At 72.9% G+C, this 12,942-nt stretch carries 11 protein-coding genes; 7 read left to right on the forward strand and 4 right to left on the reverse strand.

Going from position 1 to position 12,942, the window contains the following annotated elements; all coding sequences use genetic code 11:
* Positions 1-78 precede the first annotated feature (78 nt).
* Positions 79-435: an arsenate reductase family protein gene (locus ACQP2O_RS42960; RefSeq protein WP_433174974.1), complete on the forward strand. Its 357-nt coding sequence runs from the start codon at positions 79-81 to the stop codon at positions 433-435.
* Positions 436-484: 49 nt separating this feature from the next.
* Here the strand turns inward: ACQP2O_RS42960 and ACQP2O_RS42965 are convergent, their stop codons facing one another.
* Positions 485-1,207: a CHAP domain-containing protein gene (locus ACQP2O_RS42965; RefSeq protein ID WP_433174975.1), complete on the reverse strand. Its 723-nt coding sequence runs from the start codon at positions 1,205-1,207 to the stop codon at positions 485-487.
* Positions 1,208-1,360: 153 nt separating this feature from the next.
* On the reverse strand, positions 1,361-2,683 hold the full coding sequence (glyA, locus tag ACQP2O_RS42970; RefSeq protein ID WP_433174976.1) for a serine hydroxymethyltransferase: 1,323 nt from the start codon (positions 2,681-2,683) through the stop codon (positions 1,361-1,363).
* Positions 2,684-3,220: 537 nt separating this feature from the next.
* On the opposite strand from glyA, the gene ACQP2O_RS42975 reads away from it, so the two are divergent.
* Positions 3,221-4,420 (forward strand): PucR family transcriptional regulator, encoded by a 1,200-nt coding sequence (locus tag ACQP2O_RS42975; protein WP_433174977.1) that lies wholly within the window; start codon positions 3,221-3,223, stop codon positions 4,418-4,420.
* Positions 4,421-4,497: 77 nt separating this feature from the next.
* Here ACQP2O_RS42975 and ACQP2O_RS42980 read toward each other — a convergent pair whose 3' ends face one another.
* On the reverse strand, positions 4,498-5,484 hold the full coding sequence (locus tag ACQP2O_RS42980; RefSeq protein WP_433174978.1) for an AraC family transcriptional regulator: 987 nt from the start codon (positions 5,482-5,484) through the stop codon (positions 4,498-4,500).
* 80 nt (positions 5,485-5,564) lie between these two features.
* Between ACQP2O_RS42980 and ACQP2O_RS42985 the strand changes: the two genes are divergently transcribed.
* The 5 genes from ACQP2O_RS42985 to ACQP2O_RS43005 all read left to right on the forward strand — a co-directional run bounded on the left by ACQP2O_RS42985 (position 5,565) and on the right by ACQP2O_RS43005 (position 10,884).
* Positions 5,565-6,413 (forward strand): NmrA family transcriptional regulator, encoded by an 849-nt coding sequence (locus tag ACQP2O_RS42985; RefSeq protein WP_433174979.1) that lies wholly within the window; start codon positions 5,565-5,567, stop codon positions 6,411-6,413.
* Positions 6,410-7,057, forward strand: coding sequence for a DUF1772 domain-containing protein (locus ACQP2O_RS42990; protein ID WP_433174980.1), 648 nt, complete (start codon positions 6,410-6,412; stop codon positions 7,055-7,057). The genes ACQP2O_RS42985 and ACQP2O_RS42990 overlap by 4 nt, the downstream gene beginning before the upstream one ends.
* 318 nt (positions 7,058-7,375) lie before the next feature.
* The gene (locus ACQP2O_RS42995; RefSeq protein WP_433174981.1) at positions 7,376-8,083 is read left to right on the forward strand and encodes an RraA family protein; all 708 of its coding nucleotides are present in this window, start codon (positions 7,376-7,378) and stop codon (positions 8,081-8,083) included.
* A 186-nt stretch (positions 8,084-8,269) separates the two neighbouring features.
* Complete coding sequence (locus ACQP2O_RS43000; RefSeq protein WP_433174982.1) at positions 8,270-9,739, forward strand: hypothetical protein; 1,470 nt, start codon at positions 8,270-8,272, stop codon at positions 9,737-9,739.
* Positions 9,736-10,884: an ARPP-2 domain-containing protein gene (locus ACQP2O_RS43005; RefSeq protein ID WP_433174983.1), complete on the forward strand. Its 1,149-nt coding sequence runs from the start codon at positions 9,736-9,738 to the stop codon at positions 10,882-10,884. The genes ACQP2O_RS43000 and ACQP2O_RS43005 overlap by 4 nt, the downstream gene beginning before the upstream one ends.
* A gap of 9 nt (positions 10,885-10,893) precedes the next feature.
* Here ACQP2O_RS43005 and ACQP2O_RS43010 read toward each other — a convergent pair whose 3' ends face one another.
* On the reverse strand, positions 10,894-12,840 hold the full coding sequence (locus ACQP2O_RS43010) for a potassium transporter Kup (protein ID WP_433174984.1): 1,947 nt from the start codon (positions 12,838-12,840) through the stop codon (positions 10,894-10,896).
* Positions 12,841-12,942: the final 102 nt, after the last annotated feature.

Here is a 12,942-nt window from a genome sequence, read left to right on the forward strand (position 1 = left end):
CCGCCTCGGGCGGCCCTCCGTCTGTTGCCCGAGCGCTTTCGGGGCGTCCGCAGCCGACGCGCGGGGGAGAATGGGCGCGTGGAAATCTGGGTCAACCCTCGCTGTTCGAAATGCCGGTCCGCCCTCTCCCTGCTGGACGAAGAGGGCGCCGAGTACACCGTGCGGCGCTATCTCGATGAGCCGCCCACGCGGCAGGAGCTCGAGGAGGTCCTGGGGCGTCTCGGCCTCGAGCCCTGGGACATCGCCCGTACCGGCGAGGCCGTCGCCAAGGAACTGGGCATGGCGTCCTGGAAGCGGGAGCCCGCGGCCCGCGATCAGTGGCTCGACGCGCTGGCCGAGCATCCGATCCTGATCCAGCGGCCGATCATCACCGCCGACGACGGCACCGCCGTGGTCGGCCGCTCCCCCGAGGCGGTCAGGTCCGTCCTGGAGTGAGCGGAACCGGGGCCCGTGCGCCCACCCGCACGGGCCCCGGCCGACCGGCTCAGAAGTGGATGTAGTTGCCGACGCTGCTGGCGCTGATGGTGCGGGTGTCGTAGTTGTGGCCGCTGAGGTAGTTGTACTCCTCGATCAGGATCGTGCCGTCACTGTTCACGCGGGCGACGTAGGCGACGTGGCCGTAGGTCCCGGTGTTCCACTGGGCGACGGCGCCGACCTTGGCGGTGTGGTCGACCTTCACCCCGGCGGACGCCGCGGCGTTGTCCCAGTTGATGGCGTTGCCCCAGTGCACGCCCCCGTAGGAGTTGGTGAAGTCGACGCCGAGGCGCTGGCGGACCCGCCAGGCCGCGAACGAGACGCATTCCCGCTTGTAGAAGAGCCAGGGATCCGCGTCGCTCCATGAGTCGGACTTGTACGGGTAATCGTCGGTGACCGTCTGGATGCACGGGGGTGCGACGGTGCCGTCCGAACCGGTGTAGATGTAGGCGTCCGCGACATACCCGGTCGGGCTCGTGATCTTGTCCCACACGCTGCTCGTGCCGTACGTGCCGGTGACCGTGGTCCCGCGCGTCTGGCAGGTGATCGTGACGCCCGCTCCGTCCGCGACGGTCCCCACCGAGCCGTAGCCGGTGCCGGCGCCGGAGCGCACGGTCAGGGCCGTACCGCTGGTGTTGACCGTGCCGGTCGCCGCGTTCGCCGTCGAGACGCCGAGCACGATCGCCACCGCGCTCGCCCCGATCGTCAGGCCGCTTCGTCTGATCCAGGCCACATCAGACCCCTTTCTGGCGGAGGATCCGAGCCTGACGGTAAGTGACTAACTAACGGGGCATAAGCGGTGAATGTGACAAAGCAACGCGTCACGGTTGGTAAACCGAATGCTCGCTGTAAACGTTTGCGTCCCGTCCGTACGGCGCCGGCGCGGTCACCCGGCGGTGAAGTGAACGCCGGAGAACCGGGTCCGCCACTTGGCGACCTCGCTGGCGACGGTCTCCGGCTCGACGTCCGGGTCGAGGCCGCGCGCGATGAACGAGGCCAGCGCCGGCATGTCCGCCTCGGTCATCCCGAGCCGGACGATCTCGGGGGTGCCGACGCGGAGACCGCCCACGTCGCCGTCGACCGGCGGCGTCGGAAGGCCGATGCCGCAGGCGAGGAGGTTCGCCCGGCGCAGGCGGCGCGCGGCCCGCTGCCCGCCGCCGGGCGTACGGATCGCGAACTGGTGCGACCGGGTCGCGCCCCGCTCGGCGGCGAAGAGCGGCACGCCCAGCCCCGTGAGCTCCGTGGCCAGCCGGCGCGCGGTCGCGACCATGGTCTCGGCGTACGCCCGCCCGGCGACCTTCCAGTCGAGCATGGTCACGGCCAGCGCGGCGGTGCGTCCCGCGTCGAAGTTGGCGGTCAGGCCCGGGTAGGCGATCGCGTCGAGGCGTTCGGCCAGTTCGGCGTCGTCGGTGACGATGAGCCCGCCCGCGGGGCCGCCCAGGCTCTTGTACGTGCTCATCGTGATCAGGTGCGCCCCTTCGGCGAGAGGCTGCGGCCACGTCCGCCCTGCGATCATGCCGCACAGGTGGGCGGCGTCGAAGAGCACACGCGCGCCGACCGAGTCCGCGATCTCCCGGACGGCGGCGATCGGGTGGTGGAACAGGTTGAGACTGCCACCGATGGTGATCAAGGCCGGACGCGTCTCCTCGGCCAGCGCGCGCAGGGCGCCGACGTCGACCGTGTAGCCGTCGGCCGCGACGGGCGCCGGCACCGTGGTGAGCCCGTACAGCCCGGCGGCGCCCGGACCGTGGTGGGTGACGTGCCCGCCGATGCTCGCCGGCGGCGCGATGATCGTGTCGCCGGGCCGGCAGGTCGCCATGAACGCGTACAGGTTGGCCAGCGCACCCGACCCGACCCGGACCTCGGCGTAGCGGGCCCCGAAGACCTCCGCCGCGAGTTCGGCGGCGACGACCTCGATCTGCTCGATCGCCTCCAGCCCCATCTCGTACTTGCCCCCCGGGTAGCCCAGCGACGGCCGGGAGCCGAGCCCGGCCGACAGCAGCGCCTCGGCCCGCGGGTTCATGACGTTGGTCGCCGGGTTGAGGTTGATCGACTCGACGTCGTGGATGCGGTGGTTCTCGGCGACGAGCCGCTCGATCTCCGCCAGCACGGCGGGAGCCGACCGGTCGGCGACCGACTCGGACACGGCCCGGACCCGCTCTTCGCTCGGTGCCGGAACCCAGGGACGGAACGCGAGGGAACGAGCCATCGGATGCTCTCCTGACCGTACGAGGTGGCCGCCGGCGTGCGCCGGCCGTACGCCGCGACGGTAGATCGCCATCGCCGCCCGGCGCATCGGACGCACGCCTTGAGCTGCGCGCCGCCGTTCCTACACTTGTAGGAACGCAGGAGGTCTGCCCGTACGCCGCGGTGACGGCCGACCGTCACCGCGGCGGTCGCGGGTCGGTACGGCGAGGGCCGGGGTGGCGACGGCCATCCGTTCGGCGACACCGCCGGCCGTCGGTACGCCGGGGGCCCAGGTGGCGACAGCCATCCGTTCGGCGACACCGCCGGCCGTCGGTACGCCGGGGGCCCAGGTGGCGACAGCCATCCGTTCGGCGACACCGCCGGCCGTCGGTACGCCGGGGGCCCAGGTGGCGACAGCCATCCGTTCGGCGACACTGCCGACCGTCGGTACGCCGGGGGCCCGGGTGGCGACAGCCGTCCGTTCGGCGACACTGCCGACCGTCGCCGCGCGGGCGGGCAGGCCGCCGCGAGCCGGGGCACGTCGTGACGGGAGGTGGCGGTGGAGCCGAGCGGTGAACTCCAGGCGGAGCTCGACGCACTCGCCGCCCGCATCGGGCACGGCGTGTCCGTCGACGACCCCGAGGGCCGGCTCGTCGCCTACAGCGCGCAGGACGCCGGCGCCGACGCCGCGCGCGTCACCTCGATCCTGTCCCGGCAGGTCGCTCCGGCGATCCAGGACTGGCAGAACCGGCACGGCATCGCCGAGGCCACCGGGCCGGTCCGGGTCCCCGCCAACCCGGACCTGGGCATGGCGCCGCGCGTCTGCGTGCCGATCCGCAAGGGTCAGCGGTGCCTCGGCTACCTCTGGGTGCTGGAGCCCGGCGATCCGCTGGACGACACCGCGATCGCCGTGGCCCTGCGCTGCGCCCACGACCTCGCCGACGTCCTCGCGCGGCGACCCGGTCCCCCGCTCGAGTGGGACGTGGACGGCCTGGTCCGGCGTCTCCTCGGCGAGGACTCCGGCACCGACGTCCGCGACCGCCTGGCCGCCGCGGTCCCGGCACTCGTGGGCGCCACGATCCAGGTCTGCGCCGCCGTGCCGTACCGCCCGGGCGAGGAGAGCGTTGCGGCGCTCACCTCGGCCGACTTCCAGCGCCTCACCGCCTCGATGTCCCCGACGCTTCGCCGGCACCCCGCGTACGTCGGCTCGTTCGTCGGCGCGACGCATGTGGTGGCGCTGTTCCGGCGCCTTGGGGATGAGGACGCGTGCGGCGCGCTGCGCGCGGTCGGCGAAGTGGCCGAGGACGCGACGGCGCCGACCGGGACGCGGTTCGCCGTGGGCGCCGGCGAGCCCGCGCCGTACGCCGCCGGCACGGCCCGCGCCGCGTACTCGCAGGCGCTCGCGGCCGCCGAACTCGCCGTGCTGGATCCCGCGCTCCCGAAGCCGCTGTGCTGGTCCGGGCTCGGGCCCTACCGTTCCCTGCTGCACGCCTCGCCGCCCGCCGACGACGTGCTCGCCCCGCTCGACCGGGCGGGAGCCTCGGGCGGCATGCTGGCACGAACCCTGGAAACCTACCTCGACCTGGGCGGCGACGCGCAGCGCACGGCCGCCCGGCTGCGACTACACCGCACGAGCCTGTACTACCGGCTGAACCGCGCCGCCGACCTGCTCGGCGCCGACCTCACCGACGGCCTCGTCCGCCTGGAACTGCATCTGGCCCTGAAGAGCCGCCGCCTCGCCCGCCGCACGCTCACCTGACCGCCCGGCGCACCCGCGCCCTCACCTGGCTGCACCGGCCGGTCCGCCCGCAGACGGCCGCCCGGCCGGGCCGGTGCTCAGGCGAGGCGGCGCTGCCAGGGGGTGGTGGCCGCGATCGGCTGCGGGGTGCGGGCGATCTCGGCGCGGTGTTCGCGGGGGCTGATGCCCCGGACCCGTTTGAACGCGGTGCTGAGCGCGAACGAACTGCCGTAGCCGACCCGCTCGGCGACCTGGCCGATGGTGAGCTCCGGGTCGCGCAACAGGTCGGCGGCGAGCGCGAGACGCCAGGAGGTGAGGTAGGCCATCGGCGGCTCGCCGACCAGTTCGGCGAACCGGCGCGCGAGCGCCGCGCGGGAGACGTTGGTCTCGACGGCCAGCCTGGCGACGGTCCAGGGGCGCTCCGGTGCGTCGTGCAGGAGACGCAGGGCGGTGCCGACGACCGGGTCGCTCTGCGCGCGGTACCAGGGCGGCGGGTCGGCCTCGGGCCGGGCGAACCAGGTGCGCAGGGCGGCGATCAACAGCAGGTCGAGGACCCGGTCCAGGACGGCGTCCTGACCCGGCTCGTCCTTGACGACCTCCGAGGCCAGCAGGGGGACGAGCGGGCTGTCCCAGGCGTCGTACCGGAGCACGACGAGCGGGGGCAACGCGTCCAGCAGCGGGCGGCAGATCTCGCTGAGCACCTGGTAGGTGCCGGTGATCAGGATGGTCGCGCCGTCGTCGGTGTTGCCCCAGGTGCGGATGCCCAGGCTTGCCAGGTCCGACAGCTCTCCACCGTCGGCGGCGGTGCAGTGCTGGCCGGGGTGGATGACCGCCTGTGGCGCCGTGGCGGGGTCGTCGGCGAAGGTGTACGGGTCCGGTCCGCGCAGGATCGCGACGTCGCCCGGATGCAGTTCTGTGGCCGCCCCGCCCTCGGGGATCACCCACGCGGTGCCCCGGACAACGGCGACGAGGGTCAGCGGTGCCTCATCCTGAATGCGCAGCGACCAGGGCGCCACGAGTGACGAACGGAGCAGGAACGCCCCCTGCGCGCGGGGGCCGTTGAGCAGACCGGCGACGACGTCCACGGCCCGACTGTAGACGATTGAACATGAATTAAATAGCTTCAGCCATGTTGGGTCTCAGTCTCGCGGCCTTGAATTGAGCCATGACACAGATCACGCGAGATGGCGAGACGATCCTGGTCCTGGGCGGTACCGGCAAGACGGGCCGTCGGGTCGCCGAGCGGCTCAAGGCGCGCGGACTGCCCGTACGCGTCGGTTCCCGCTCCGGCTCACCTCCGTTCGACTGGACCGACCCGGGGACCTGGGAGCCCGCGCTCGACGGCGCCGCGGCGGCGTACCTCTCCTACCAGCCGGACCTGGCCGTGCCCGGCGCGGTCGACGCGATCCGCGGGCTCACCGAGACCGCGCTGGCCGGCGGGACACGGCGGCTCGTGCTGCTGTCCGGCCGGGGCGAGGAGGAGGCACAGGCCTGCGAGAAGGTCCTGGCCGACGCGGGCGCCGAGTGGACGGTCCTGCGATGCGCCTGGTTCGCCCAGAACTTCAGCGAGGGCGAGCTGACGGACCCGGTCCGGGAGGGAGAGGTCGTGCTCCCGGCCGACGACGTGGGCGAGCCGTTCGTCGACGTCGACGACATCGCGGACGTCGCGGTCGCGGCGCTCACCGAGGACGGGCACACCGGTCAGATCTACGAGCTGACCGGTCCCCGGCTGCTGACGTTCGCCGACGCGGTCACCGAGATCGCCAAGGCGACCGGCCGCGACATCTCGTACCTCTCGGTCGCCCCCGACGCCTTCGCGGCCGGCCTGCGGGCCCAAGGCGTGCCGGCCGAGGTCGTCGACCTGCTGACCTACTTGTTCACCACGCTGTTCGACGGCCGCAACGCTCACCTGGGCGACGGCGTCCAGCGCGCCCTGGGCCGCCCGCCCGCGGACTTCCGCGACTTCGCCCGCCGTACCGCCGCCACCGGCATCTGGAACGGAGCCGAGAGATGAGAGTCCTACAGACCATCCTGCTGCTGGCGGGGACCGTCACGACCGGGCTCATGGCCGGGCTGTTCGCCGCCTTCGCGTACGCGGTCATGCCCGCCCTGCACCGCGGCGGCGACCGCTCGTTCGTCGAGACGATGCAGAACATCAACCGGGTGATTCTGAACGGCTGGTTCATGTCCTGCTTCCTCGGCTCGCTGGTGTTCCTCATCGGCGCGGCCGTGCTGGCCTGGCGCGGTCACGGGCGGCCGGCACTGCCCTGGATCGTCGCCGCCCTGGTCCTCTACCTGGTGATGTTCTTCGTCACGAGCGGGATCAACGTCCCCCTCAACAATCAGCTCGACAAGGCCGGGGATCCGCGCCACATCGCCGACCTGGCCGCCGTGCGCCATCAGTTCGAGGGCCGCTGGGTCGCCTGGAACATCGTCCGCGCGGTCAGCAACCTCGCCGCGTTCGCCTGCCTCGCCTGGGCTCTGGTCCTTTACGGCGCGCACCGCGACGACCCGCGCCCCGCCGGCCGGCACACGGGATCGGCCGCTCCGATGCACCACCCGCCCGCTCCCTACGATGTCCGGCCGGCCGGCAGCCCGTACGACGCCGGGTCGCCACCCGCCCCGTACGGCCCCGGTCCGGGACCCGGCCCACGTTGAGGACGTCGTCGCCGCGGGCCGGTTCGGCGGACCCGCGGGCACGTCACCGCCGAGAACGGCGGCAGCTCGCCGCCATCGCTAACCGTCGGGCGCGTACCGAGGACGCGTCCGGCGGTTCCGGCGTCCGGCGGTTCCGGCGTCCGGCGGTTCCGGCGTTCGGCGGGCTCCGGCCGCGAAGCGAGAGGAGACGCCCAGCGAATCCCCTCGCCGGTCCGCGGCGGCGCGGGCGTCAGAGGTGGGGTACCCGACCGCGTGTGAGACGCTGTGCCGCGCCGTGCCCGCCGCGCGGGACGTACGAGCAGGGAGGAGAACCCACGGATGGACGAACAGGATCTCCGGAAGCGGTTCGTGACGCTGACGACCGCGCATCTGGCGGACGCGTGCATCCGCGCCGGTCTCCCCGTGCGCTGCGCCCCGGCGCCGATGAGCGCCGTCGAATCCGGCGACCGCCTGCTGGGGCATGCCTGTCCCGCCCGTCATCTCGGCAGCGTCGACATCTTCCTGGAGGCGTTCGAGGCGGCGGAGCCCGGTGACGTCCTGGTGGTCGACAACGGCGGGCGTCTCGACGAGGCGTGCGTCGGCGACCTCGTGGTCCTGGAGGCCGAGGCGGCGGGCCTGACGGGCATCGTGATCTGGGGCCTGCACCGCGACACCGCCGACATCCGGGCGATCGGGCTGCCGGTCTTCAGCCTGGGCGCGATCTCGACCGGTCCGCTCAGCCTCCGCGACCGGCCCGCCGACGTGCTGGAGTCCGCGACGGTGGGCGACCACGTCGTGAGCCGCGAGGACCTGGTGCTGGGCGACGACGACGGGGTGCTGTTCGTCCCGGCCGCCGAGGCCGAGAACCTCTTCGCGATCGCCGAGCGGATCCGCGACACCGAGCGGGCGCAGGCCGGCCGGATCCGCGCGGGCGTCTCACTGCGCGAGCAGGTGGGCTTCGCCGCCTACCTCGCCGCGCGCCGCGAGAACCCGTCGCTGACCTTCCGCGAGCATCTGCGCTCCGTGGGCGGCGCCATCGAGGAATGACGCCGCCCGTCGCATATCGGGCGCGGTGCCGGAAATCGGGGTGAGGCGGGCACGATGGCGGTGTTACCGTTCCGGGGCCGGCCGCGGGACTTCGGTGCGACTTCCGGAACCCGCCTGTGAAGCGATGATTCGCAGCTCGTGCCCCCATTCCCCGGCCGGCCACTTTCGACCGGAAGGGCTCCCAGCGTGACGCGCGACGAGACCGGCGCGGATCTGATCGCAGCCGAGGACGTCCTGCTGTTCGTCAACGCGGCGATCACGTCGACCGGCCAGCGCGAGTTCCACTCCGGCGCGGACGAGCAGGGCCTCTCGCTGGGCTTCCTGCACCACTACCTGCTGGGCAACTACCGCGACCTGTACGCCGCGACGCTCGCCCTGGACGTCAACGACCACAACGCCGTGCTCATCGCGCGGAACCTCCTGGTCACCGCTTCGGAGGCGACGCCTGCGGAGCGCCGGGCCGAGGGGCGGCTGATCGCGCGGCGGCTCGCCCTGCTGCCGCCGCAGCGGGTGTACGGGCTGTTCCGCGACCTGCGGCGCGCCCGGGTCAACAACCGGCGCACCCGCGCGATCATCCGGGACTGGATGGCGGCCCGGCCGGACGCGGCGTTCGACGCGGTGAAGTACCGCTCCGCGGTCAAGGACGCGGTCCGGCACGCGCACCTGGCGCCGGACGGGGAACTGGGCCCCTTCCTGTTCGCCTGGGGCCGGCCCGCCGCCTACGAGACGCCGATCCTGGAGACCTGGCGGCGCGCCCACTATGAGAAGGCCGCGCTGTACGACCTGCCGTACACGGTGGCGGAGGGGTTCGCCGCCCGGCACGGGGTGCCGCGCGGGGCGTTCCTGGAGCGCATCGCGCCCCGGCTCACCCGGCTGGAGCGGCTGCGCCTGCAGGAGTCCGCGCGTGCGCATGAGGCGGACGCGGTCCGGGCCGACCTGACGACGATGCCGCTGACCCGGCTCGCGTCGTACGTGCTCGCCCTGCCCCTGGACGAGCGCGAGCGTCGCCGCGCCGAGCTGACCGGGGCGATGCGCGTGGCGGCCCGCCGTACGGCCGGCGAGCAGGCCGGGCGCTGGGGGACGGTGGCCGCCGTGCTCGACGACAGCTTCTCGGCGTACGGCTCGGGGCAGAAGCGCCGCCGGCCGCTCGCCGTCGCCCTGGCCTGCCACTTCCTGCTGGAGGCGCTGGCCGCCGACTACACGCCGCTGTGGCTGTCGGGCCGCGCGGACGCCCTGACGGCCCGGCCGTACGGGCCAACGCCGCTCGGCGAACGGGTCCTCGACGGCCTCGAGCTCGCTCCGGATCGCCTCGTCATCGTCTCCGACGGGTGGGACAACGCGCCGCCGGGGCTGGCGGGCGAAGTGCTGCGGATCTGGCGCACCCGGCTCGACCCGGCCCGCGCGTGCGGCGTCGTCCACCTCAACCCCGTGTACGACGCCGCCGACTTCGACGTACGGCGGCTGGCCCCGACCGTCCCCACCGCCGGCATCCGGGACGCGGAGAACCTGGTCGCGCTGGTGGAGCTGGCGCAGTTCGCGGAGGGCCGTACGGGTCTGCCAGAGCTGCGCGCCCACCTCGCGCGGCGCGTGGCGGACTTCCTCCAGGAGGACCCGCACGGCACCTTGGACACGGGGCCGACGGAGGAGGTCCCGTGACGGATCTGTCGCTGAACGGGCTCGCCACCCGCCCGGCGCAGGTGTGGGGCGGGGTCCGCCTCGTCCCGCTGGTCCGCGACGAGCCGATCGAGGACCTGCGGCTCGCGTCGCGCCTCTACGACGCGGACATCGGGGTCGTCGCGGTGGACCGGCGGACCGTCTACTGGTCCTACATCCCGCACGGCTTCGTGGCGACCTGGACCGGCGACGGCACGCCCGCCGCCGCGTACGGCACCCAGCTGCGGGACACGGCGGACGACCGCGCGCCGGACCGGATGCCGCTGCGGTTCCACCGCCGGATGGCGCGCCGGGCCGACAAGAACCGGCTGCGGTTCCTGCCTCTGCACCTGGCGCTCGAGGGGTACCTCGCGCTGCACTTCGGCGGGCCGGAGATCGCCTGGTCGGAGTGGTCGGAACGCGCGCTCCGCCAAGGGCTCTCACCGCGCGCGGAGGAGGCCTACACGGGCGCCGCCGTCCGGGGCCTGGCCGACGCCCTGCGGGTCTTCGAGATCCACCCGGGGCAGTGCGGCGTCCTCGTCTACCTGTCGGACGCGCTCGCCTCCGCCTTCGTCGTGCCGCACCCGGACGACTACCGTGCCCTGCACTCCACTCTTGTCCACGACCTGTACGGCGAGCTGATCCACCACTACGCGATGTACGGCCGGCCGGTGCCGGAGTTCCGCGCCCGCATCGAGGACACGGCGGTGCGCTCGCTCGCCGACCTCCGTGCCGCGGCCCGCGCGCGGCAGGACGAGTGGGCGGCGTTCCACGACGACGTGATGGCGGGCGGGCTGCTCGGCGGGGACTACACGTACGAGCACGTGTACGAGATGGGGCCGTACCGCCTGTCCCGGCTGATGCCCTCCTTCGAGCGGCAGCAGGACAACCACCTCGGCGAGCTCATCGACGACGACACCGGGCGGCTCGCGTACCTCAAGACGTTCCGGCTGTCGGAGAACCAGGTCCGGCGCGGCCACCTGCTGACCCGGCTCGCCGCGAACGACTGGCGGCTGTCCACCACGGCCGCCGCGCTGGGCGCGACCGAGACGGAGCTCGTCCGGCGGATCGAGGCGGCCGGGTTCGGCTACCTGCTCCGCCAGGACGTCCGCGACCACTACCGCGCCCGGCTGCGGCGCGGGCCGTGAGGGGGCAGCTCAGAGGTCGACCTGGGTGCCCATGACGACCGTGCGGGCCTCGGGCAGGCAGAAGTACTCCGCCGGGCTCGCGGCGTTGTGCGCCAGCGCGAGGAACAGCTTCTTGCGCCACCGGCGCATGCCGGGGTCGTTGGTGAGCCGCAGTGTTCCCCGGGACAGGAAGTACGACGCGTTGTCCGGGTCGATGTCGAGGAGCTCGGAGCGCGGCTGCTTGGCCGCCGCCATGCGCAGGGCGGCGGGGATGTCCTGTTCGTCCTGGAAGCCGTACCGCACGGTGAGGTGGACGACGCCGTCGTCGTGGTAGCCGAGGTCGTCGACGGTGATCAGCTCCGCGACCGGGACGTGCGGCACGTTCTCCGAGGTCACCGAGACGATCACGACGTGCTCGTGCACGACGTGGTTGTGGTCGAGGTTGGCCCGCAGGGCGAGCGGCGTGGTCTGCTTGCCCGGGTGGGGGAAGACCGCCGTGCCCGGCACCTTCGTCACCTTCTTCTCCCGGAGCTTCTCGATGAACTCCGGCAGCGGGCCCTCCTTGGCGTTGCGGCGAGCCGTGACGATCTCCCGGCCGCGCTCCCACGTCTTCATGACCGTGAAGACCGAGATCGCGATCAGCAGCGGCAGCCAGCCGCCGTGCGTGACCTTCGTCAGGTTCGCGGCGAAGTAGGTGACCTCCGCGCCGCCGATCACGACCCCGAAGACCACGAGCCGCCACGTGGGCCAGTTCCAGTGCGCCCGCGCCACCACCAGGAACAGCGCGGTGGTGATGATGAGCGTCCCGGTGACCGCCACGCCGTACGCCGTCGCCAGGTGCTCGGAGGATTCGAAGCCGAGCATCAGCGCCAGCACGCCCGCGAACAGGATCCAGTTGACGGCGGGGACGTACACCTGCCCGATCTCACGCGGCGAGGTGTGGCGGATCCGCAGGTACGGCAGGAAGCCGAGCCGTACGGCCTGCCGGGACACCGAGAACGCCCCGGTGATCACGGCCTGGGAGGCGATGACCGTGGCCGCCGTCGCGAGGATCACCATCGGCAGCCGCGCCCAGCCGGGCATCAGCAGGAAGAACGGGCTCGTCACGCTGTGGGGATCCCGCAGGATCAGCGCACCCTGGCCGAGGTAGTTCAGCGTCAGCGCCGGGAAGACCACGGCGAACCAGGCGCGCCGGATCGGGCTGCGGCCGAAGTGACCCATGTCGGCGTACAGCGCCTCGGCACCGGTGATCGACAGCACCACGGCGCCCATGGCGATGAACGCGATGTACGGGTGGTCGATGACGAACGCGCCGGCGTACGTCGGCGACAGCCCGAGCAGGATGCCCGGTTTCCGGATCACCTCCCCGAGACCCGCCAGGGCGATCGCCAGGAACCAGATCACCATCACCGGTCCGAACAGGCTCCCGACACGGTGCGTGCCCCACCGCTGCGCCACGAACAGCAGCGCCAGGATCGTCGCCGCGATCGGCAGGACCATATGGGAGATGCCGGGCGAGGACACCTTCAGGCCCTCCACCGCCGACAGCACCGAGATGGCCGGCGTGATCACGCTGTCGCCGTAGAACAGCGACGCGCCGAACACGCCGAGCGCCATCGCCACCGCCGCCTTGCCGCGGACGTCGCCGAGCACGCGGCGCACCAGGGCGGCGAGCGCCATCACGCCGCCCTCGCCGTCGTTGTCGGCGCGCAGGATGAACGTCACGTACTTCACCGAGACGACCAGCGTGACCGACCAGAACACCATCGAGATCACGCCGTAGACGTCCCCGCTCGTGGGGCGCACGGCGCCGTTGTCGATGGAGAAGACGGTCTGGAGGGCGTACAGCGGGCTGGTGCCGATATCGCCGTACACGACGCCCAGAGCGCCGAGCATCAGCGTCCAGAGTCCCGAGCGGTGCCCGGACCCGGCCGGCTCGGATTCGGACGGGGCGTCCCGCAGCGCAGAATCGGTCATGAGGCCATAAGTACCTGACGAGCGCCAGTGACATGCGCACCGGGGTCGAACGGCGGCGCGTCATCGCAGCTCGACAAGGGTCGCGAGGCCGATCCAGGCGCC

This window comes from Actinoallomurus sp. CA-150999 (assembly GCF_050942425.1).
Lineage (GTDB): Bacteria > Actinomycetota > Actinomycetes > Streptosporangiales > Streptosporangiaceae > Actinoallomurus.